The sequence below is a fragment of the Granulicatella sp. zg-84 genome, assembly GCF_010892375.1.
Lineage (GTDB): Bacteria > Bacillota > Bacilli > Lactobacillales > Aerococcaceae > WM01.
This window is the reverse complement of sequence record NZ_WNJX01000011.1, coordinates 26,788-50,084: the sequence shown is the minus strand read 5'-3', so window position 1 is coordinate 50,084 and position 23,297 is coordinate 26,788. Positions and strand designations below refer to the sequence as shown.

Annotated in this window: 21 protein-coding genes and 1 pseudogene; 2 read left to right on the top strand and 20 right to left on the bottom strand. The window is 32.7% G+C overall.

All coding sequences use genetic code 11. The annotated features are described in order from the left end of the window. Nucleotides 1–5 precede the first annotated feature (5 nt). From GMA06_RS03805 to GMA06_RS03725, 17 genes and pseudogenes are all read right to left on the bottom strand, one after another. Nucleotides 6–761: an RNA methyltransferase gene (locus GMA06_RS03805; RefSeq protein WP_205426208.1), complete on the bottom strand. Its 756-nt coding sequence runs from the start codon at nucleotides 759–761 to the stop codon at nucleotides 6–8. An 18-nt stretch (nucleotides 762–779) separates the two neighbouring features. Further along, nucleotides 780–1,607, bottom strand: coding sequence for a pur operon repressor (gene purR, locus GMA06_RS03800; protein WP_163545954.1), 828 nt, complete (start codon nucleotides 1,605–1,607; stop codon nucleotides 780–782). A 76-nt stretch (nucleotides 1,608–1,683) separates the two neighbouring features. Then, nucleotides 1,684–3,045, bottom strand: coding sequence for a UDP-N-acetylmuramoyl-tripeptide--D-alanyl-D-alanine ligase (murF, locus tag GMA06_RS03795; RefSeq protein ID WP_163561750.1), 1,362 nt, complete (start codon nucleotides 3,043–3,045; stop codon nucleotides 1,684–1,686). 105 nt (nucleotides 3,046–3,150) lie between these two features. Next, on the bottom strand, nucleotides 3,151–4,197 hold the full coding sequence (locus GMA06_RS03790) for a D-alanine--D-alanine ligase (RefSeq protein ID WP_163561749.1): 1,047 nt from the start codon (nucleotides 4,195–4,197) through the stop codon (nucleotides 3,151–3,153). A gap of 12 nt (nucleotides 4,198–4,209) precedes the next feature. Further along, nucleotides 4,210–4,965 carry a class A sortase gene (locus tag GMA06_RS03785; RefSeq protein WP_163545951.1) on the bottom strand — a complete coding sequence of 252 codons (756 nt, stop codon included), beginning with the start codon at nucleotides 4,963–4,965 and terminating at the stop codon, nucleotides 4,210–4,212. A 9-nt stretch (nucleotides 4,966–4,974) separates the two neighbouring features. Then, on the bottom strand, nucleotides 4,975–5,913 hold the full coding sequence (gene trxB, locus GMA06_RS03780; protein ID WP_163545950.1) for a thioredoxin-disulfide reductase: 939 nt from the start codon (nucleotides 5,911–5,913) through the stop codon (nucleotides 4,975–4,977). A gap of 9 nt (nucleotides 5,914–5,922) precedes the next feature. Beyond that, nucleotides 5,923–6,807, bottom strand: a complete 885-nt coding sequence (gene galU / locus GMA06_RS03775; RefSeq protein ID WP_163561760.1) for a UTP--glucose-1-phosphate uridylyltransferase GalU — start codon at nucleotides 6,805–6,807, stop codon at nucleotides 5,923–5,925. Further along, nucleotides 6,807–7,826 carry an NAD(P)H-dependent glycerol-3-phosphate dehydrogenase gene (locus GMA06_RS03770; RefSeq protein ID WP_163545949.1) on the bottom strand — a complete coding sequence of 340 codons (1,020 nt, stop codon included), beginning with the start codon at nucleotides 7,824–7,826 and terminating at the stop codon, nucleotides 6,807–6,809. The genes galU and GMA06_RS03770 overlap by 1 nt, the downstream gene beginning before the upstream one ends. After that, nucleotides 7,827–8,657, bottom strand: a complete 831-nt coding sequence (gene lgt, locus GMA06_RS03765) for a prolipoprotein diacylglyceryl transferase (protein WP_163561748.1) — start codon at nucleotides 8,655–8,657, stop codon at nucleotides 7,827–7,829. Nucleotides 8,658–8,667: 10 nt separating this feature from the next. Further along, nucleotides 8,668–9,594, bottom strand: coding sequence for an HPr(Ser) kinase/phosphatase (gene hprK / locus GMA06_RS03760; RefSeq protein WP_163545947.1), 927 nt, complete (start codon nucleotides 9,592–9,594; stop codon nucleotides 8,668–8,670). 203 nt (nucleotides 9,595–9,797) lie between these two features. Next, nucleotides 9,798–9,947 (bottom strand): LPXTG cell wall anchor domain-containing protein, encoded by a 150-nt coding sequence (locus tag GMA06_RS08485; RefSeq protein ID WP_240328832.1) that lies wholly within the window; start codon nucleotides 9,945–9,947, stop codon nucleotides 9,798–9,800. Between the two features lie 1,296 nt (nucleotides 9,948–11,243). Further along, nucleotides 11,244–12,793, bottom strand: a pseudogene (locus tag GMA06_RS03750) (family 16 glycosylhydrolase); the annotation flags it as partial. 272 nt (nucleotides 12,794–13,065) lie between these two features. Further along, the gene (gene ugpC / locus GMA06_RS03745; protein ID WP_163561745.1) at nucleotides 13,066–14,172 is read right to left on the bottom strand and encodes a sn-glycerol-3-phosphate ABC transporter ATP-binding protein UgpC; all 1,107 of its coding nucleotides are present in this window, start codon (nucleotides 14,170–14,172) and stop codon (nucleotides 13,066–13,068) included. Nucleotides 14,173–14,183: 11 nt separating this feature from the next. Beyond that, nucleotides 14,184–16,379 carry an alpha-galactosidase gene (locus tag GMA06_RS03740; protein WP_163561744.1) on the bottom strand — a complete coding sequence of 732 codons (2,196 nt, stop codon included), beginning with the start codon at nucleotides 16,377–16,379 and terminating at the stop codon, nucleotides 14,184–14,186. Nucleotides 16,380–16,396: 17 nt separating this feature from the next. Beyond that, on the bottom strand, nucleotides 16,397–17,221 hold the full coding sequence (locus tag GMA06_RS03735; protein ID WP_163545943.1) for a carbohydrate ABC transporter permease: 825 nt from the start codon (nucleotides 17,219–17,221) through the stop codon (nucleotides 16,397–16,399). 12 nt (nucleotides 17,222–17,233) lie between these two features. After that, the gene (locus GMA06_RS03730) at nucleotides 17,234–18,127 is read right to left on the bottom strand and encodes a sugar ABC transporter permease (protein WP_163545942.1); all 894 of its coding nucleotides are present in this window, start codon (nucleotides 18,125–18,127) and stop codon (nucleotides 17,234–17,236) included. A gap of 95 nt (nucleotides 18,128–18,222) precedes the next feature. Next, entirely contained in the window at nucleotides 18,223–19,503 is a 1,281-nt protein-coding gene (locus GMA06_RS03725; protein ID WP_163561743.1) for an extracellular solute-binding protein, read from the bottom strand. A gap of 214 nt (nucleotides 19,504–19,717) precedes the next feature. Here GMA06_RS03725 and GMA06_RS03720 point away from each other — a divergent pair, with 214 nt between their 5' ends. After that, entirely contained in the window at nucleotides 19,718–20,593 is an 876-nt protein-coding gene (locus GMA06_RS03720; protein ID WP_163561742.1) for an AraC family transcriptional regulator, read from the top strand. 18 nt (nucleotides 20,594–20,611) lie between these two features. Here GMA06_RS03720 and htpX read toward each other — a convergent pair whose 3' ends face one another. Beyond that, nucleotides 20,612–21,502 carry a zinc metalloprotease HtpX gene (gene htpX / locus GMA06_RS03715; RefSeq protein WP_163545939.1) on the bottom strand — a complete coding sequence of 297 codons (891 nt, stop codon included), beginning with the start codon at nucleotides 21,500–21,502 and terminating at the stop codon, nucleotides 20,612–20,614. Between the two features lie 9 nt (nucleotides 21,503–21,511). Beyond that, nucleotides 21,512–22,069, bottom strand: coding sequence for a LemA family protein (locus tag GMA06_RS03710; RefSeq protein ID WP_163545938.1), 558 nt, complete (start codon nucleotides 22,067–22,069; stop codon nucleotides 21,512–21,514). Nucleotides 22,070–22,227: 158 nt separating this feature from the next. Here GMA06_RS03710 and plsY point away from each other — a divergent pair, with 158 nt between their 5' ends. After that, a complete protein-coding gene (plsY, locus tag GMA06_RS03705) occupies nucleotides 22,228–22,839 on the top strand; it encodes a glycerol-3-phosphate 1-O-acyltransferase PlsY (RefSeq protein WP_163561741.1) in 612 nt (203 codons plus the stop codon). Here plsY and GMA06_RS03700 read toward each other — a convergent pair. Beyond that, the gene (locus tag GMA06_RS03700) at nucleotides 22,836–23,252 is read right to left on the bottom strand and encodes a hypothetical protein (protein ID WP_163561740.1); all 417 of its coding nucleotides are present in this window, start codon (nucleotides 23,250–23,252) and stop codon (nucleotides 22,836–22,838) included. The genes plsY and GMA06_RS03700 overlap by 4 nt on opposite strands. Between the last annotated feature and the right edge of the window lie 45 nt (nucleotides 23,253–23,297).

Sequence of the window (23,297 nt, the reverse complement as noted above, 5' to 3'; positions counted from 1 at the left end):
CCCTCCTATTTTTTTACAAAATGATACATCATAATCCCAGCAGCCACGGCAACATTTAATGATTCTGCTTGTCCTAAAATAGGAATATACACATTTTGTGTTGTCATGTTTAAAATGTCTTTTTGAATACCATTTCCTTCATTTCCGACAATAATTGCACAATGTTCTTGATATGGAACCTCTTGCAAACGTATAGCTTTATGATTTAATTCTGTACCAAAAACAGATATGTTTTCTTTTTTGAATAAAGCAATAGACTCACATAAATCCATGTGATAAATCGGAATATGGAACTGACTCCCTTGCATCGAACGTACTGTTTTTCCGTTGTAAATATCGACACAATTTTTCCCAATCACAACACCTTGAAAGCCCGCTGCATCTGCTGTCCGAATAATCGTTCCAACATTCCCAGGATCTTGTAAACTGTCTAATAAGATATACTTCCCTTTTGGTTTTTCTAATACTTTTTTAGACATCTTAACGACACAAAAAATAGATTGTGACGTTGTTGTTTCTGAAATTTCTTTCAAGATACTCTCAGATAAAATATATATTGGAACATCAATCTGTATGGTTAATCGTTCATATACCTCTTTCGACATCATACAATATAAGGCTTGTTGACTATTTAACGCATCCAACACTAAATGATACCCCTCAAGGACATATAGTTGTTCTTTTTTTCGACCTTTTGCCGTGAGTAATTTTTTCCACAATTTTGCTTGTGCATTTTGTAAGGATGTCACTTCTTGTATCATCTTATTCTCCATATAGCTTTATTTTGTACGTTTTTCTATATAGTTACCTAAACTTGTTTTAATAAATTTTGTACGATAATCTAATTGGTCAATTTTTAATAAAGACGTAAATGACGGTACTTCTAGTTTACCTTGGAATTTTGCTTGAATCAAAACAGCAATACCTGCTACTTTTGCTTCAAACTCTTCAACTAAACTATACATACCATTCACTGTTCCGCCTCCTTTTAAGAAGTCGTCTACAATTAAGACACGTTCACCTGCTTTTAAGCTACGTTTAGATAATTCCATTCTTTCCACACGTGTCGATGTTGGTGATGCATAATTCACACTCACAGTAGCCCCTTCTGTTACTTTTGAGTCACGTCTTACAATAACAAACGGTACACCTAATTCGTGTGCAACAGCTTGAGCAAGAGGAACACCCTTTGTTGCAACGGTCATAACAACATCAATACGTTTTGTCATGTATAATGTCGCAATAAGTTTTCCAATACGTGATAATAAATTAGGGTCACTTAGTAAATCTGAAATATAGACATAATTTCCCGGAAGTACACGCTCAGGATCTTCTAATTTAGATTGTAAAAAAGATAATGTTTGTTTGGCGTCATAAATGGACATCAGCGGAATATACCGTGCTCCACCCGCAGCTCCGGGAATCGTTTCAACAGTCCCTGTTCCTCTTTTTTCAAGGGTTTCTTTAATAATGAATAAATCTTCACTAATCGATGATTTTGCAGCGTCATATTTACTGGCAAAAAAAGATAGTGGAATCAATTTTATCGGATTAGATATTAAATATTGTGTCATATCAATTAGTCGTTCTGTTCGTCTTACTCTCATATTTTACACCTCTACCTTTCATATAAAGTCATCATTTAGTATAACGTTTTAGCATATATTTTTCAAACCATTCACCTTAATTGTTTGGATTTTTTAATGCTTCTACGACGGATAATAAATTCGTGCCAAAACTGGATTTTATTAAAATTGTATCTTTCTCTTGTAATGTATTTTTCAATAATTGAATGAATGTATCGTGATTGTCTTTTTCATAAAATACAGGTATTTGTTTAGTGCTTAGCACCTCTTTTAATGCTCGCATATGTTCACCAAATAAATATAAACAATCTAAATGATGTTCATCAATAACACTTGCGATACTAGCATGTAAGATATCACTTTCTTGCCCTAATTCACGCATATCTCCCAACACAGCAATTTTTCTTCCAGATACGTTTAAGGTTTGGAAATCTTTCAATATTGCTTTCATAGATGTTGGGCTAGCATTATATGCGTCATTTAATAATGTTGTATGATAAATCCCATCCACCCATTCTGTTCGATTAGCGGTTAGTGTAAATGTTGCTAATGCTTGAATTTGCGTTTCCATAGGAACTTGGAAAAAGTTTCCTACCAATATAGCAGCTGCAGCATTTTTTGCATTATATTTACCAATAATCTTCAATTGGATAGATTGGTCACTATTTTTTAGTGTAAAGTGCGTTCCATACTGATTAGTTGAAATATTTTCAATACACAAGAAAGCATCTTTTTGTTCACCAAATGTTTGTGTAAAAGGATACTTATTTTGTAATAATGGTTCATCAGCAGGTACAATAAGGATACCTTTATCGCGTAAACCAGCTGTCATTTCTAATTTGGCTTTAGCAATTCCTTCTCGAGAACCTAAAAATTCTAAATGACTATCGCCAATCAATGTAATCACAGCTATCATCGGTTTTGCTAATGTAGATAATTGCTCGATTTGTCCAAATCCATCCATACCCATTTCCAAAACAAGTATATCCGTTTGTTCAGGAGCATCTAAAATTGTTTTTGGTACACCTATTTCATTATTATAGTTTCCTTGTGTTTTATACACAGAATAAGACGTTTCTAAAATAGCAGCAACCATATCTTTTGTTGTTGTTTTTCCATTACTTCCTGTAATGGCCACCACTTTCATCTGAGTTGTTTCTAAATAGTAACTTGCTAAATCATGAAATGCTTGTAATGTATCATCCACAAAAATACACGCAATCCCCTCTGGTGCTTCATCTTGTGATCTGTCCCAAAATGTCACAGTCGCACCTTGTTCAATTGCTTTTTCAACATAATCATGCCCGTCACTATTTCCTCTTAAAGGGACAAATAAACTCCCTGTTTTGCAAAGTGATGTATTAAATTGTACATTTGTAACAGGTGCAAAACGATTACTTGATGTATAATCAATGGCTCTTACAGCTTTCACGATTTCAACAATCGTCATTTCTCTCATATTCTTCACTCATTTCATTTAACATTAAACTAAGTATATCAGTGGATACTTTCCTTTTCAATTCATTATTATAAAAATTCCACATCGTTAGATGTGGAATTTTATTTATTCTACCATTTGATATACTCTTTTTTCTTCATATCTTTTAACAGCTAAATCTAATAGCATATTCACTAAATCAGCATAAGGGATACCCGTAGCTTCCCATAATAAAGGATACATACTAAATTGTGTAAATCCTGGCAAAGTATTTACTTCATTGATATAAATTTTATTATCTTCCGTTAAGAAAAAGTCACATCTTGTTAAACCACTGCCATCAATCGCTTCAAAAGCTTGAATAGCATATTGTCGTAATGTTTCGCTAATATCTTCTGGAATTTGTGCTGGAATTTGTAAAGTTGCTTGATTGTTTTTATATTTTTCTTCAAAATCATAAAAATCAACCACTTTTACTACTTCACCAACAACAGATGCTTTTATATCATCATATCCTAAGACAGCAACTTCCAATTCTCTAGCAATCACACCTTTTTCAACGACAACACGTCTATCAAAGGATAAAGCTAATTCAATCGCTTTGATTAACTCATCTTTATTCGTTGCTTTTGAAATCCCTACACTTGAACCTAAATTAGCTGGCTTTACAAACATTGGATACGTTAATTCTTTTTCGCAAAGTGTCACGACTGTTTCAGCACTAGATAACCATTGCTTTTTCAAAATAGTCACATAAGGTAATTGTGGTAAACCAGCTTGTGCAAATAATTTTTTTGAAATAATTTTATCCATACCACATGCACTTGCTAAAACACCTGTCCCAACATAAGCAGTATCAAGAATTTCAAATAAACCTTGAACAGTACCATCCTCTCCATTTGGCCCATGCAACACAGGAAAGACAACGGCATTTTCTTCTTTTACAACCGTTGGTAAAACAGATTGTCCTACTTTTTCCCATGTTAAAACAGCTTCATTTTCAACAGGTTGTGTTAATGTCTGCCCTAAAATCCAATCTCCATTTTTTTGAATATAAATTGGTTTTACTGTATAAGTATCATAAGAAATAGCTTTTAAGATATTAAATGCTGTCAGAATAGAAATATCGTGTTCTTGACTTTTCCCACCATAAATTAAAAATAATGTTTTCATATAGTTCTCCTATTAGAATGTTCTACTTTCTAAATTAAAAGCATCTTTAGCTTCTTGTGGTGCATCTTTAACACTCGTTTTATTCTTCAAACGTCCACGCACAACATAGCGTTGTAGCCCTTCTAAATCAGCACATGTAATCAACGTCACAATATCTTCATCTGGTGTATCATCCACTAATTCCACACGCTCTGGTGCAACTGTTTCATGCCAGTATACTTCATATTCATAAACATTTTCTAAATCAGTTAAGTAAACTTTTGCCCCATTTTGAATATTTAATAATGGTGTAAACAACATTTTACCATCTCCGGCTGTTGTATAGTGACTAGCCAATGGATAATTCCCTTTTCCCATTTCTTGATCGGCACGAAGTGTTCCAGCACCAACTAACATATTCAAATCACTCACGCCTTTAGCAATCGTCAACTTAATACCTACGGACGGTACAGCGATTTCACCAATAGACGGTACTTTAGCATTGGCTAAACTTGCTTGTAATACTGTTTCAAAACTAATTGGATGAATATCTGCATAATCAAAATTCGCTTCTACTTTTTTGTTTTCAGCAATTTCACTAACCGTGACAGGTTTTTGTTGTGTAATCTGATGTGTTAACATCATGTTACGAATTTGATTTGAGAAAATCAACACTATACCTATGATTGCTAATAATATAGCTAGTGCTGTTACCCATTTATTTGAACGTGCTCCTTTTTGACGTTTTTCTTGTCGTTCTCTTTGTAATCTTTGTTCTCGTCTGCCCATTTTATCTCCTTATTGTGCTTGTTTTTCTTTTAGTGTTTCAATAAAATGATATACACCTTGACCTGCTTGGGCACCATCTCCAACAGCTGTTGCTACTTGACGTAATGTTTTTTGTCGAACATCTCCAATAGCAAACACACCCGGAATGACTGTTTCCATTTGATCATTTGTTAAAATCCAACCTTCATCATCTGTAATGCCTAAATTTTTAAATGCTTCTGTATTTGGCAGCAATCCAACATAAATAAATACGCCTGCAGCAGATACTGTTGAAACTTCATTCGTTTTAACATTTTTTAAACGAACACCACTAACAGCATTATCTTCTCCTAAAATTTCTTCAACAACACTATCCCAAATAAATGTTATTTTATCATTTTTAAAAGCTCTATCTTGTAAAATCTTTTGTGCACGTAATGCATCACGACGATGTACAATACTTACTTTTGATGCAAACTGCGTCAAATATGTACCTTCTTCAACAGCAGAATCTCCTCCACCAACAACAATCAATTCTTTATCTTTGAAAAATGCACCGTCACAAACAGCACAATAGCTAACACCTCGGCCGCTATATTGACTTTCTCCATCAACACCTAATAAACGATGATGTGATCCTGTCGCAATAATAATAGCATAAGCACGGTATGTTTTTTTACCTGCATGAACGACTTTTATATCCTCTTCGAGTGTAATGTCTGTCACATCTCCATAAGCATATTCTGCACCAAAGTGCATCGCACTTTCATACATTTTATTTGCTAAATCTGGGCCTAAAATAGACACATATCCAGGGTAATTTTCAATTTCTGATGTATTCAGCATTTCTCCTCCTGGAACACCGCGTTCTAACATCAGCACTGATAAATTGGCACGTGAAGCATATAATGCCGCCGTCATCCCTCCAGGACCCGCACCAATAATAATGACATCAAATATTTTATCCATATATACTCCTTAATTTTCTTGTTCTAAAATTTTACCTAATTGAATGATATATTCTTTCAATCCTTCTTTGACTTCCGGGTGAGATAAACCATATTGAATATTCGTCGTAATTAAGCCTAATTTATTCCCTGTATCATAACGAATCCCACGGAATACTTTTGCAAAAACACGATGTGTACGATTTAAACGGTCAATCGCATCCGTTAGTTGAATTTCTCCTCCAACACCTGGTTCCAATGTTTCTAAAATTTCAAAAATTTCTGGCGTTAATAAATAACGTCCAATAATCGCTAAATTACTTGGAGCTTCTTCAGGTTTTGGTTTTTCTACAAAGCGTTTCACATTGTATAAACCTTCTTCTAATTCAGAATCGACATCAATAATGCCATAACTACCTGTTTGGTGCGGTTCAACTTCCATGACAGCAATTTGTGCTGTATGTGTTTTTTCATAGCTATCAATCAACTGTTTTGTTAATGGTACCTCATCATGCATAATATCGTCACCTAATAATACAACAAAAGGTTCATCACCAACAAATGCTTTAGCTTGTAAAACAGCATCTCCTAATCCTTTTGGATACGGTTGACGTACAAAATAAATATTAGCGCCTGATGTTGATTCCACTAGTTTCAACAAATCATATTTACCTTTTTCACGCAATGTTGCTTCTAATTCAATATTTGCATCAAAATGATCTTCAATAGGTCGTTTACCTTTACCAGTAATAATTAAAATATCTTCTATACCAGATGCAACAGCTTCTTCCACAATCAGTTGAATAGTTGGTTTATCAACAATTGGCATCATTTCCTTTGCCATTGCTTTTGTAGCCGGTAATAAACGTGTCCCTGATCCAGCGGCTGGAATAATCGCTTTTTTCACTTTTTTCATCATGATATCTCCTTTATTTCTTCACTTTTTCCATCTCGTGCCATCAATTCAACAATCGCTTGCTTCACATTTTTATTATGGTATAGCACTTCATAAATTGCCTTTGTAATCGGCATATCTATTTGTTCTTGATGTGCAATTTCATAAGTTGCTTTCGTTGTCCAAACACCTTCAACTGCCATATCAATTTCTTCCATTGCTTCTTGTAAAGAAAGACCTTTTCCTAATCGGTAACCTAATTGCCAATTTCTCGAATGCACGCTCGTACATGTCACAATTAAATCACCAACACCACTTAATCCGATAAATGTTAATGGTTCTGCACCAAAATACATACCAAATCTCGTAATTTCAGCAAGTCCTCTCGTCACAAGTGCTGCTTTGGCATTGTCACCATATCCTAGTCCAGCTACAATACCAGCACCTAATGCAATAATATTTTTTAAAGCTGCTCCATATTCAACACCGACAACATCTTCATTTGTGTAAATTCTAAAATACTTATTCATAAACAATGATTGTACATATTTTGCCGATTGATTATTTTGACACGCAGCCGTAATCGTCGTTAAATCTTTTCTAGCCACTTCTTCTGCATGACTTGGCCCAGACAACACCACAATATCCTTATACACATCTTTATCTAATGTTTCTGATAAAATTTGCGAAATACGTTTATGGCTACCTTGCTCCAAACCTTTACTTGCATGTACAATGTAAGGTTTAGACGTTATAGCCATATTCACTTGTTGTGCTACTTGTCGAATAGCATTTGTAGGCACAACAAATAAAATACAATCCACCTGTTCAAGTGCTTCATTCAAATTTATAGTAGCTCTTAATTGTTCAGGCAATAAAATATCTTTTAAATATCTTTCATTTTTATGGTATTCATTGATACAATCAATATCATCTTGATTGTTTCCCCACAAACATACATCATGCCCATTTTCGACTAAACAAGTCGCCAATGCCGTTCCCCAAGAACCAGCACCTAATACAGCAATCTTTTGTTTCATCTACACACTTCCTAACTGGTTTTCATACTGATACATTTCATAGAGCGATACATCTTTACGATGACGATATACATACATACAGATGGATAAAACCACTAATACAAGTGATAATGCTTGAGATACTCTTAATGGCCCTAACCATAAACTATCTGAACGCATACCCTCTACAAAGAAACGCTCTATACCATACCAAATAACATAAAACAGTGTCGTATCTCCAATTTTTAATCCTTTTAGTTTTCGGCGAAGCACCATTAACAACACAAAGCCAATCACACTTAAAACAGATTCATATAAAAAAGTTGGTTGATAATACTGTCCATTCACATTCATTTGCTCAATAATAAAGTTAGGCAAATGTAGTTGCTCTAAATAAGCACGTGTAACTGGGGCACCATAAGCTTCTTGATTGACAAAGTTACCCCACCTTCCTATCGCTTGTGCCAATAACACACCCGGTGTAATAATATCTAGCAAAATAAAAGTTGGTATATTAAATTTCTTAGCATACCAATATAAAAAGGCAATACCAGCAAGCAATCCTCCATAAATGGCTAGGCCACCTTCCCATATATAAAAGATACGTAATAAATCATGTTGATAATCTTCAAATTTAAAGACGACATAATAAATACGTGCCCCTAAAATTCCAACTGGAAATAAATAGTACACTAAATCTGTAAAAAAATCTTTTGGAAGTCCTTTTCGTTGTCCTTCTCTATTTGATAGAATAGTTGCTAAAAAAGCACCGGATACCATAATGACGGCATACCAACGAATAGACAGGCCAAAAAAAGATACAATTTCTGGATTTATAGCTAATGATGTCATTATAATCTCCTTAATTTTTTGTATTTTCTTGAATAAGTTTATTTAAATTATTTTGAAAAACTTCTGTTGCATCAAATCCCATTCCTTTAGCACGATAATTCATCGTTGCTACTTCAACAATATTCGCTAAATTACGTCCCATTTTAACTGGAATAGAAATTTGTGGCACATCTACGTCTAAAATACGAACTCTTTGTTGCCCATTCCCTAATCGATCAAATGTTTTATGTTCATTCCACACTTCAAGTCTAACAATTAAATCTAATTTTTTCGTATCACGAACAGAACCGACACCAAATAATGTCATCACATCAATAATACCAATACCGCGTACTTCTAATAAATTTTTCAAAATACTCGGAGACTCTCCAATAAGCGTTAACTCATCCACTTGATAAAAATCAACTCTATCATCTGCAACTAAACGGTGCCCTTGTTGTAACAACTCAAGAGCTGTCTCGCTTTTTCCAACACCGCTATCTCCTGTAAGCAATACACCAACACCAAATATATCAATAAACACACCGTGCATAGAAACACGCTCTGCTAATTTACTTTCTAAATAATTGGTTAAATTACTAATGACGCTCGTTGTCTTACTTGATGTTTGTAAAATCGGAATACACGCCTTTTCAGCAGCTTCTACTAAACACATCGGTGCTTCTAAATTACGTGCAATAATAAATGCAGGTGTTTCATGCGCACATAATTTTCTCATAACATCAAGTGCTTCTTGTTTATCTAATTTTTGAATAAACGATATTTCAGTCATTCCTAGGACTTGGATACGTCGCTCATCATAATATTCAAAGTATCCCGTTAATTCAACACCCGGCCTAGATAATTCACTAGTAAAAATATGTCTTTCTAAAAATGCCTCCCCATGCTGTACCTTCAATCTTAATGTATTCACTAGCTCTTGAACAGTTACGGTCATTTTTTTACCTCTATCTTAAAAATTTATACTCTTTTTTATCATACCACTTTTTGAGATATCGGGAAAGGCATATACTTTTAAAAACATACTCTTTCATCAATCCTGTATAAAATAAAAACAAACTATTTTAACTTTATAACATAAAGCATCATAAAAAGGATTGATACATTATCATATCAATCCTTTTTATATATGTATATATGTTAAATTCTATTATCCTTTACTTTAAAAACAAAGCATCCTAATCCTAATAATAAACTACCAATGAGTACACCTACATAAGATTTTTCTTCATTTGTTTTCGGTAACTTTCTCTCTTCAGAAACTTTATTTTTTAATAAAGAACTACTCATGGACACTGTATTTGACTTAGTAATTTCTGATTTGATAGCAAATGGTTTTTTCGTTTTACCTTCATTATAAACCACTGCATAATGACTAAAATGTTTAACAGTAAATAAGATTTCTTTATCTGTAACAGTAAAAGGTATTGGTTCTTTTTTATCCCCATTTAAGAAATAGACTTGTTCTACTTTACGGTCATCTTTTTTCATGACACTAACATGTGCTTCTTGTTCAAACGATACTTTTTCTTTTGTTTTATTTGATACAAAATACATATCGTATATATCTACTTGCTTATCAAATTGTTTTTCTAATTCTTCTGTCGCATCTTTCACTACAAAAGAGAGGTCATCTGTTTTTTCCGTTTTAGCTGTTGTAACCGTTACTTTTTTATCTATTAACATAAACACTTTTTTTTCAATAAGTTGTCCAAGTGCCTCTTCTAATTGCTTTGTCACATCATCTATATCTTCTTGAGTAGCTGTTGATAATGATAGTACATTTTTTGCTTGTTTTAAAACTTGTTCTAGTTTCTCCATTCCACTTATGTACGAATCTTTTTCCAATGCCTCTACTTTATTTTTCAATGCTTCTAAATCAGACTTATCTATAATATTATCTGTTAAAAAAGTAACTTTTGCTAATTGAATATCAGTATGTTTAACCGATTGAACAGATCCATTTCTCAAAGTATACATTGCACCTTTGTAATTCGGGAAAATAACTTTTACATATTTTGTTCCACTCGGCAAATCATACGCATCAAATGTTGTTCGTGCATAGGCTGGATAAGCATCTACAAAATTATCAACAACACGTAATGATTGATACGGCGTCCAATCTTTTCCATTTAATGATGTTTCAATTTTAAAATCTAATGAATCTTTTTGAACAACAGTTGATCGAATAGATGCACCTTCATTTGCCCATGCTCTAGAATTATATTGAGAAACATCACTTAATGTTTGATAATAAGTCGTTAAATGCACATCTTTAACACCATTTACTTTATAAATAAGCGATTGATTTTCTGATCCTTCTTTTACATACAATCGACTATTTTCATATCGTGGTTGTCCACCATAGAAGAAATTATTTTTATTTTCATATTGTTGTTCACCATGTGACACAAAGGTTAGACCGTCCGTTTTAACGATTGGACGAATATGGTATGGTGTTGATTCATTTGGTGTATCAAGATTATCAAATCGTGTTATCGGTGCATCTTCTGTTTGATACACTCTTATCCAGTCAATCAAATAATTACTGTCTTGTTTTGTTAAACGTTTGCTATAATCGACATCACCAACCCAACCGTCACCAACTTGTGTTTCTAAAATCGGAAACATTGGACGATGATGCATACTATCTAACTCTTGTCCTTGAGTAGATGTAAACACTTTTTTACCATCTATGTACCATGAAATATGTGTTGGTGACCATTCTACTTCATATACATGAAATGCTTGACTCCACGCTTCATAATTTTTTGTCGGTACTCCATGTGAACCTTTGTTTTTAGCTAAAATACCATAATGATTGGTTGTCCAAGCATCCCATGAATCTTGACCTAAATACTCTAAAATATCAATTTCATCATGTCCTGTTTCATCTTCCAAATAGCTGGCCAAATCCCTTTTGAATCATTCACTTTTGCTCTAACAGCTACACGCCCAAATTGAAACGAAAATTTATCTTTAGATTCAAGACGACCCGACGACCATGTTACTTTACTTGGAATATTATCTTTTGTATATCTATCAATACCAACTGCATCAATAAGCGCTTGTGTACTATTATAATTACGACTGTTAATCGCTAAATAACTATTATCTCCGTCTTTCACAATACTAACTGCTTTACGATTATAAATAGCAGCATGATTTACCATACCATCAATAATTTGCCACTTACTTTCATCAATAGTATCTTCGTTAAATTCATCTGACCAAACTAGTTTATTATAAGGTGTTTCTGGCATCATATAGTCTGGTCTTGTTTCATCAAAATCCTTTCCTGATGCTAAAATTTCAACTTCATTATATTTAACAGGTGACTGTGCATCTTTTTCAACAGTAAATCGCACAATTTTCCCAGATAACGCTTTATCTAAAATAACTTTCTCTATATCTTTCCCTTGGGTAAATTGCTGTTTGGAAAAAATAGTTGTTCCAAGTGATGTTGGAGAAGAGCTTACCTCTATTTTAACATGTTTATATGTTCCCTCTTCTAATTTAAAATGAACTTCTTTGATTTGATATACATTCTTATATTCAAATTGAAGTTGATTTTCTCCAGGTGTCTGATGAATAGCATACCCTGTATTCAGTTTACCATCACTTATCTTTTCAATATCTACGGGTGTTAACCCTTTCACAAAAGGAAGTTTTCCAAGAGCTATATTACGCAATTCTAACTCTTTTGGCACAACCACTTCAGATTCAGGTACATTCGCAATAGCTTCAATTTCTGAAAACAATATGCCATTACTGTATCCTTTCCATGAGCTATTCGTATTTTGAATATAATGCCCTTTCCCCCAAATACGAATGTATCTCGCTTGAATAGGATTTTCTAAATCTACAATTTGTGGTTTTTCTTTTGTTTCAGGCGTTTCAATGACATCTGTTGTGTTAAATACCGTCGTTGATTGTTTAAAATCTGCAGTTTGAGATACTTCTATTTTCACATCTTTAAACGTAGATACAGCATTTGGATAACTATTCCGATATAATTTTAATCGTTTTAACTCTCTTATTTTTTCTAAATCGTATTGCAAATATACATGTTGCCATTGATTATATCCATTATCATCTCCACCAACTTCATTCCCTACAATCACTTTTGTAGACATCGCATCATCTGATTGACTAATTTGCCCGTCAGTAGCTCCTTCTGGATTTAAAATCTGAACTTGCGGTGTTGTAGAATCACCAGAACCAATTTTCGTAGTTGCATTGGACGTTGGTATTTTTCCCAATAAAACATTTGACTCTACTAATTTTTCGCTAGACTGTGCATATACATTGGATTGTTTGGATACACAAGATAAACCCACCAGTGCTACTACACCTATTTTCAACACCCATTTTTTCATCGTTATCCCTCTCTTTCTAATAAATATCGTTATGATAACAAAATATTTTGTTCTGTATTCTTATCAAAATAATGTGCCTTATTCATATCGAATGCCAAGGTAATCTCTTGATCCATTTGAATATGTTGTCTACTATGTACAATTGCTTTTATCTTTTGACAACCGATTTGCGTATGCACAATATATTCAGCACCAAGTAATTCAGCTACCATAACGTTTGACGTTATCATTGCTTTTTCATAAGTTTGCATCACAAATGGATCATTAGATAAACTTTCTGGACGAATCCCTAATACTATTGGTTTATTTTCATAACCCTTTTCTTTTAATTGTTGATATTGTGCCAAAGGTAACTCTAAAGAAATTGTTTCATCTACTTTAAAACAACCTTTTTCAAGTGTTCCTTCAATAAAATTCATCGTAGGAGCACCAATAAATCCTGCAACAAATAAATTGATTGGAAAATCATAAATCTCTTTTGGTGTCCCAATTTGTTGTATCACACCTGCTTTCATAACGACTAAACGATGTGCCATTGTCATCGCTTCTGTTTGGTCATGCGTAACATAAATGGTTGTAGCTTGTAAATCATTATGAATACGGATAATCTCCGTTCTCATATCTCCACGTAATTTCGCATCTAAATTAGAAAGAGGTTCATCCATTAAAAAGACTTTTGGAGAACGAACAATCGCGCGTCCCAGTGCCACACGTTGTCTTTGTCCACCAGATAAAGCCTTAGGTTTTCTATCTAATAAATTTTCTAAACCTAAAATTTGTGCTGTTTCTTTTAATTTTCTATCTATTTCGTCTTTACTTATTTTTTTCAGTTTTAAAGCAAACGCCATATTATCATAGACAGTCATATGTGGATATAAAGCATATGACTGAAATACCATTGCAATATCTCTATCTTTAGGTTCAACATCATTCACACATAAATCATCAATATAAAATTCCCCCTCAGAAATATCTTCTAATCCTGCAATCATTCTTAATAAAGTTGATTTACCACACCCTGAAGGACCAACTAATGCAATAAATTCTTTATCTTGAACTTCTAAATTAAAATTATCGACGGCGTGATACCCATTCTCATATCGTTTATGGATATGTTTTAATGATAATGTTGCCATAATATACTCCTTTATTCTTCTATTTCTTTTAAAACATATAAAACAGATGAAAAATCTGTGTCATGCTCTTGATTATCTATTGGTAAACCTACACACATTAGTTCATTACCGTAAAAAACACCTTTTTGACATTGATACATTTTCTCCGGAGATACTCCTTTTAAAACAAATCGTCTAAACCCTCTATTTGCTCTCGTTAATTGCTGGTAATATCCAACAATTACTGTTTTTTTATCTTCTGATATAACTTGCCAAGCTGTATCTATATCTGTATATGGCGATAACAGACGATAAAATGTTCCCTTTTGAAAAACATCACGATATGTTTTATAAAATTGTATATGCTCTCGCACACTATTTTTCTCTTCTACGGTTAATTTAGATAAATCTAATTCGTATCCAAAATTACCAAAAAAAGCAACATTTGCTCTTGTGTGTAACGGTGTTACACGATTAACTTGCTGATTAGGTACTTCCGACACATGACATCCCATACTGACAAGCGGATAAACCATAGACGTCCCATATTGAATAAACAATCTTTCAATAGCATCCGTATTATCACTTGTCCAAGTTTGAGGAGCATAATAAAGCATACCAGCATCAAATCTAGCACCTCCACTTGCACAAGATTCAAATAAAACATGCGGAAATTCTGTTGTAAGTGCCTCATATAAACGATAGACGTTTAATATATATCGGTGGAAAAGTTCACCTTGATGACGTGCATCATAATATAGACTATATGTTTCAGTCATATATCGATTCATATCCCATTTAATATAGTCGATTTGGTTCGTAGATAATAAAGTATGTAGTTGCTTATAAATATTTTGATAGACATCTTCTCTAGATAAGTCAAGTGTGTGTTGATGTCTTGATGGAGATTGTCGTCTATTCGGATGATGTACTATCCAATCCGGATGCTCTCGATAAAGTAAACTATCTTTATTAACCATTTCCGGTTCAATCCATAAACCAAACATCATATCTAATGAATGAACATGAGAAATAATACTCTCTAAGCCATTTGGTAATTTTTCTTTATTAACAGTCCAATCCCCTAATCCTGATGCATCATGATTACGATGTCCAAACCAACCATCATCTAGTACAAACAACTCCATACCTACTTGTTTTGCTTCATCTACTAAAGCTAGAATACTCGATTCATCAAAATCAAAGGACATCGCTTCCCAATTGTTTAATAATACTGGACGAGGTTTTTCTTTCCAAGTACCTCTTATCAAATGTTCTCGATAAAAAGCATGGTAAATTTGACTCATTTTATTTAATCCACAATCTGAATAAACTAGTACAACCTCTGGTGTATCAAAACGTTCATTAGGTTTTAACTCCCAACAAAAATAATCTGAATGAATCCCCATTAACAAACGACTGATACCATGTGTTTTGACATCTATTCCTGCATAAAAGTTGCCACTATATACAAGAGAGCATCCTATGGCTTCTCCTATATCTTCTGTTGTATACGGTCTTTTTAATGCAATAAACGGATTATGTTCTGAACTACTCGCTCCTTTTAAGCTATAAATAGACTGATTCCCCGATTGAAGTTTAGAAGTGATGAGATGTCTTTCCCTTCCCCATGCACCGTCTAAGTGCATCCATTCATATACAGAATCTGGCAAATCTAAACAGATACTCATCGCCTTTTCAATCGATACACTTTCTTGTCCAAGCTGTTCAAATGAGGCATGTCTAGTAATAACAGGATATTTTTCAAAAATAGTATAATATAAATACAATATCGTACTTGAGATATTATCTTCTAAAATAATTTCTAATGTTTGCGCTTCTAAATCATCATTTGTATATGTGTGTGGCAACCCCTTTATATGCGGTTTCCCTTGTAAAACACGATGCTCTCTATACTTAAAATCCGATAATGTACTACCATCTGATTGACGTAATGAAAAAGCTGGTAATCCAAAATCCGTTGTACCATAACAAGCATATTCTTGTTTTGTATAGTGTAAAGAAAATGTGTCGTCATCATCAAAAACACATGCTCCTAAAGGTCTTGATACTCCCTGAAATAAATGTTGATATGATTTTTTTTCACTTACTCTTTTTCCATAATACAAATGTCCAATATGCCCATTTGGTAAAAGATGCATTATATAGCTTATTTCGTCATTATATAAATGAAATTCTTTGTTTTCTAGCTGAACAGAAATTGACATTTTTTTCTTCCTTATCTCTATAATTTACTACCTGATGTAGCAATCCCTTGAATAAATTGTTTTTGAAATAAAATATAAATAATAACCATTGGCCAAATAGCTAACACCGATGCTGCCATCAACTGTGGATAATTCACAGAGTATGCACCCTGTATTTTAGAAAGCGCCGAAGAAAGCGTTGCTGCACTTGCATCAGAATTCACAATTAAGGGCCACAATAAATCTTTAAAGGCAAATAATGCTGTAAAAATACCTAGTGCAATTAGACCAGATTTGGCTAAAGGTAACATAACTTTGAAAAAAGTTTGTCCAATATTACAGCCGTCTAATCTGGCTGCTTCCTCTAATTCCTTAGGCAATCCCATGAAAAATTGTCTTAATAAAAATGTACCAAATGCACTTACCAATCCAGGAAAGACTAAGGCAAAAATTGTGTTACGCATACCTAATTGATTAATCATTAAATATTGTGGAATAACAAATAATTGACTTGGTACCATCATTTGAAATAGCACTAAACCGAATAACAGATTACGTCCTGGAAATTCTAATCGTGCAAAAGCATATGCCGCCATTGCACTGAATAAAACAGAACTAATAATTCTCCATAACATCATCATAATCGTATTAAAATACAGCATAATAAAATTATTAGAACGAATGACTTCTGTATAATTCTCTGTTCTTAATTGACTAGGAAATAATTGAAATGGATTCATTTGTGTAGATTCTGTCACTGTTTTAAATGATGTCAATACCATCCAAATAAATGGTACGATCATGCCTAAAGCAACAAAGATTAAAAAAGCATGTGTCAGTATTGATGTATAATATTTTTTCATTATTTACCTCCTCTACATATAGTTTACCCATTTTTTCTGTGCTTTCATTTGAATAACTGTAATAATCAAAATAATGGCTAATAACAACATTACAATAGCTGAACCATAGCCTTTATCTGCATATTTAAATGAATTGTTATAGAATAAATAAACTAATGAAACAGTCTTATCATAAGCAGGACTTGTCACACTCTCCATCATATAAATTGAATCAAACACTTGCATTGCTTGAATAATACTTGTTACAACAACAAAAAATAAGGTTGGCGATACAAGTGGTAACGTGATATGAAAAAACTGTTTCGTGGCACTTGCACCATCTATTTTTGCTGCCTCATAGAAGTCTTTCGGAATTTCTTGTAAACCAGCTAAAATTAAAATCATGCTATACCCCACAGTACTCCAAATACCAATAATAGCGATTGAATAAATAGCAATCGTTGGATCTTCTACCCAGTTCACAGGTCCTAATCCAATTTGTTTCAAAAGGTAATTGATTAGTCCAAAATCAGTATTATAAAGCCATTTCCAAACCATTGTAACCGCAGCTGGTGCAGCAACCATAGGTAAAAAATAAATCGTTCTATATACATGTTTCCCTTTTAATTTAGAATTTAAAAGTGTTGCTAAAATAAGAGCAAAGATAACTGTTATCGGTACGACCAAGAGTGTATATTGAATTGTATTCCACGTTGCTTGCCATACTTGAGTATCTTCAAATAAACGTTTATAATTATCCAATCCAACAAAAATATTATTTTTCCCAAAATCACCACTCTTAAAAAAACTCATACGTAATGTTTCAAAAATAGGTATAATATTTAAAATGATTAGTCCGATAATTGTCGGTGCTACGAGAAACCATCCCCAAAAGTATTCGTTCCACTTTTTATTTCTTTTTTTCATTATCGATTTTTCCTCACTTTCAACAAAGCCTGTTATAAAAAGGAAGAAGACATTGACTTTAAACAGTTGCTGTCTTCTTCCATATTTATCTATGCTTATTTTTCAGAAGAAAGTTCTTCATTCATCATTTTAGCAACATCTTTACATGCTTCTTCAACTGTTTTTTGTCCTAAGTAAGCAGGTTTTAATAATTCATAAGATTTTTCTTCCCATTTTGATGTTGAATTAGAATAAGGTCTAATTTGTGCATCATCTACCATATCAATAAAGGATTTAATATGGAAATTTTTATTTGAATCTACCCAAGTTGTCGCTGCCCCTTTATAAGCAGAAATCGCTACACCTAAACTTGCTTGCATATCTTGACCTTCTTTTGAACTTAAAAATTCAACCCATTTCCAAGATGCTTCTTTATGTTTTGTGTTGGCAGAAATAGCGTTTCCTAATCCATTGAAAATTGTCACACGTTTACCTGTGTTTCCTTTTGGTAATACAGCAATATCAAAATTATTTTTAATGTATTCATTATCATTAAATGAACTTAAATTCCATGAACCGAATAACGCCATAGCAACTTGACCATTTTGAAGTGCTTCTGCACGTTTTTTGTCATCTGTAATTTCTGGAGATAATTTTTCTTTCACAAAACGCATGTAATATTCTAAAGCTTGAATTGTTTTTGGATTGTCATACCCTGATTTTTTATCAGGTGTAATTACTGTTCCATCGTTTTGATAAATAAAATTATAAAAACCTTCTTGATTATGTAAAGGTGCTAAAAATCCATATTGACTACCATCTTCTTTTGTTAATTTTTTAGCTACTTCATATAATTTATTCCAATCCCATGACTCATCTGGATAAGCAACGCCTGCTTCATCGAACATTTTTTTGTTATACCATAGACCAATCGTGTCATAATCTTTCGGTACAGCATATTGTTTACCGCCAACATTATAAATTTTATTTAACCCCTCTGGAAAATTCTCCAATTTAGCATCTTTACTTTTTGCTAAATAATCATCTAAACCCAATAACATATTATTTGAACCATAACGGTAAATTTCATTTGAATGCATCCAGAATGTATCTGGCAATGTGCCTCCTGTTGCACCTGCTTCTAACATTGTCCAATACGCATCCCAATTCACTACTTGTATTTTAACTTTAATATCTTTATTTTTTTCTTCAAACTTATCTGCAATTTTTCTCAATCCTTTTTCTTGTCCTGAATCCCAAATTGCATAAGTGATTTCTGATTTTGTACCACTAGATTCTGATTCTGTTTTATTCGATGTATTTTGTGCACCATTCCCACATGCTGCCAACATAACTGTTGCTGAAATAGCACCAATATAAGACATTATTTTTCTCATAATTTTTCCCTTCCACTTCATTAAAAATTACAAACAAAGAATTTCATTTATTTGTATCTTTACTATAATATAAAAACGCTTTCTACACGATACGATGACGTGACTCTAATATATGACCAAAGACCATTTTATGCTCTTTTTTATATATTTTGTCAAATCTTCATATAAATGATATACTATTTACAGATAACGTTTTCAAGAAAGGGGATTATCTATGTCAAACAATGCCACATTTCACATTTTCAATAATCATTCTTATGTTGATTTATATCCAATTCAATTTGGAAAAGAAGCATGTGAACCACTCCACTCTTTTGGTCCATCTATTAAACAACATTATTTATTTCATTACATTATCTCTGGTAAAGGTACCTTTTTCCAAACAGAAAAACAAAAAGAATATCATTTAAATGCCGGACAAGGATTTTTAATTCCTCCAAATACAATTTGTAGCTACGAAGCCGATAAAGATGATCCTTGGACATACATTTGGATTGAACTAGACGGATTAAAAGCCGAACACTATTTCAAAAAAGCTCATTTAATGGATACAGAATATATTTTCACACAACCATTACCACCTACTGAAAATGATGTCTATAAAGAAATGGAATATATTTTTCAACATTATCAATTATACAGCGCCAATATCATTGCACATGTGTATCTTTTTATGGATGCTCTCATATCACTTGCAACCAATCAAGTAAACGTGCCAGAATATACCGCTAATGATTTATATATTACCGAAGCACTCCAATATATTGAACAGCATTATGCTGAAAATATTTGTATTGAGGATATTGCCGCACATTGTCATCTAAATCGCTCTTATTTCAGTCGATTATTTAAAGAAAATATGAACATGACACCCCAGCAGTTTTTAATACATTATCGACTAATTCGTTCATGCGATTTACTAAAACACACAAATGATAGTATCGCATCTATCGCAGAAGCTGTCGGCTATTCAAACCAATTTAATTTCTCGGCTGCTTTTAAAAAATTTTTTAACCAATCTCCACACTCATGGAAAAAAGACTATGTAAAATCTCAGCAACATATGAAAAAGCCCTTTGACAGTCAGTGACTATCAAAGGGCTTTTTATTACATATTTCTTAATCTAGCAATACGATTGGCTGTTGACGGATGTGTCGCAAACAGAGAATCTTTTTCTTTTTTATGTATTGGTGACGCAATATATAAGGCTGCACTTTGTGGGTCAACACCTTTCATATCAGGTGATTGAGAAATAATTTGTAAAGCAGATATAAGACCTTGAGGGTTTCTTGTAAACGAAACCGCCGTTGCATCTGCTAAATATTCTCGATTTCTCGACAAAGCTAATTGCGTAAGTGTTGATAATAACGGTGCTAAAAAAATCGCTAATATCGACACAATGAATAAAACAATACCGAGTACACTATTTTTATCATTATTATTAGACTTATGTCTACCACCAAATCGCATGCCATAGGAACTAAATTGAATTAATAATGCAATGGCTGTTCCTAATGCAACTAAAATTGTTTGTAAACGAACATCATAATTTTTGATATGTGAAAATTCATGTGCAATGACACCTTCTAATTCTTCACGATTTAGTCGTTTTAACAATCCCGTTGTAACAGCTACTGCTGCTTTATCTGGTGACATACCTGTAGCAAATGCATTTGGTGAATCATCTTGAATGACATGAACACTTGGCATAGGTACTTGTGCCACAATCGCCATATCTTCAACAATATGCCATAACATTGGATACATTTCTTCGGTTATTTGATGTGCATGATTTCTTTTCAATACAATTTCCGTTGACTGAGAAAGCATAGCAATAGCATATATGCCACCTAATACAGTAGCAATTATTGTACCAATTAAAATATCATCAAACATAAAGTATCCAATAGCAATACCAACTGTTAAAAATAACAATGTATAAACAAGTAAAACAAGAATTGTTTTTCTCTTATTTTGTATAATTTGTTGATGTAACATACGTTTCCTCTAATCGAATGATACTTTTGGAACATTTCTTTCTTCTTGTGGTGTTTCAAGAACACTTTCTTCTTTAAAACCACCAATAGAAGCAATAATATTTGTTGGAATAGATTGTACTTTAATATTGTAATTGACAACACTTGAATTATATAGTTGTCTTGAGTAAGCAATTTTATTTTCTGTATTTGTTAATTCTTCTTGTAAGGATAAGAAATTTTGATTTGCTTTTAATTCAGGATAAGACTCACTTAATGCAAAAATAGATTTTAATGCACCTGTAATTTGATTAGATGTCTCCATAATTTCTTGTGGTGTTGCACCTTGCATGTTCACTAATTGATTACGTGCAGCAATCACTTTTTCTAATGTTTCTTGCTCATGTTTTGCATATCCTTTTACTGTTGACACTACATTTGGAATTAAATCATTACGACGTTTTAATTGAACGTCTACTTGTGCCCATGCTTCTTTAATCCAACCTCTTGATTTTACTAAACCATTATATGTTGCGATACCCCACAAAACAACGATTGCGACGATACCTAAAATAATTAACCATACCATGATAATATTCTCCTTTTCTTTTTTTATAATTATATACTATTCAAGTATACATTTCAAAAGACTTGATAACATCAGCCAAAAGACTGAAGTATGACTTTTCTTTTTATTTAAAAAATGCTACACTAATTCCAGCACATCATGACGCAAAGGAGCCTTACATGGTCATTATTTTTATTCTTTTAGCCTACTTACTGGGCTCTATCCCATCTGGTATTTGGATAGGAAAGTATTTTTACCAAATAGACATTAGAGAACACGGCAGTGGAAATAGTGGTTCCACCAATACCTTCCGTGTTTTAGGAAAAAAAGCAGGCATTATTGTACTTCTTATAGACATCTTAAAAGGTACGATTCCAACATTATTAGCTAACTTTTTTATTAAAACAGATATCAATCCTTTAATCATTGGATTATTTGCTATTTTAGGACATACATTTTCTCTTTTTGCCAATTTTAGAGGTGGAAAAGCAGTAGCAACAAGCGCAGGTGTTATCCTTGCCATTTATCCATTTTTTCTTTTAAGTGGTATTTTATTATTTTTAATCTTACTCTACTTTTCACGTATGGTTAGTTTATCAAGTATGTTAACAGCATTTTTATTAAGTTTAGCTTCTTTATTTTTACAAGATACTATTTTTACAATTTTTTGTTTTTCATTAACAGTATTTATCATTTATCGACACCGTTCTAATATTGAACGCATTCGACAAAAAACTGAATCAAAAGTTCCTTTTGGATACAAACACAAAAAAAAGCAGTCTAAATTTTAAGACTGCTTTTTCAAGTTTTCTGTTAAAATATCAATAATATCCTCAACTTCATCTTGCAAATCACACACTTTTTCAAGAGTATTTTTAATATCTCTTTGAACCTTGAAATCTGTAAATAGATTATCAAACCAAATATCCCACCCTCTATTTTTATCGGCATTGAGCATATTTGGACTAAGTGTTAAAGTAATTCCATTTAAATAAGAGGATAATTCATTGCATAATTTTTCTACTTCTTTTAAGTCTTTATAAGCATTATCCATTTTTTCACGTTTTACCAGAGATGTGAAAAAACCACCAGACCATAAATCGTATATTCCCCAATTTTTCGCGGATGATAATATATTTTTTGTTATAACTAATTTTTCTCTAAGTGTATAAGCAATATTTAATGCTTGACTGATATTTTGCATATTTCTCGCTCCCTTTCTTCATTAAAAAGTATACACTTTTTTTGT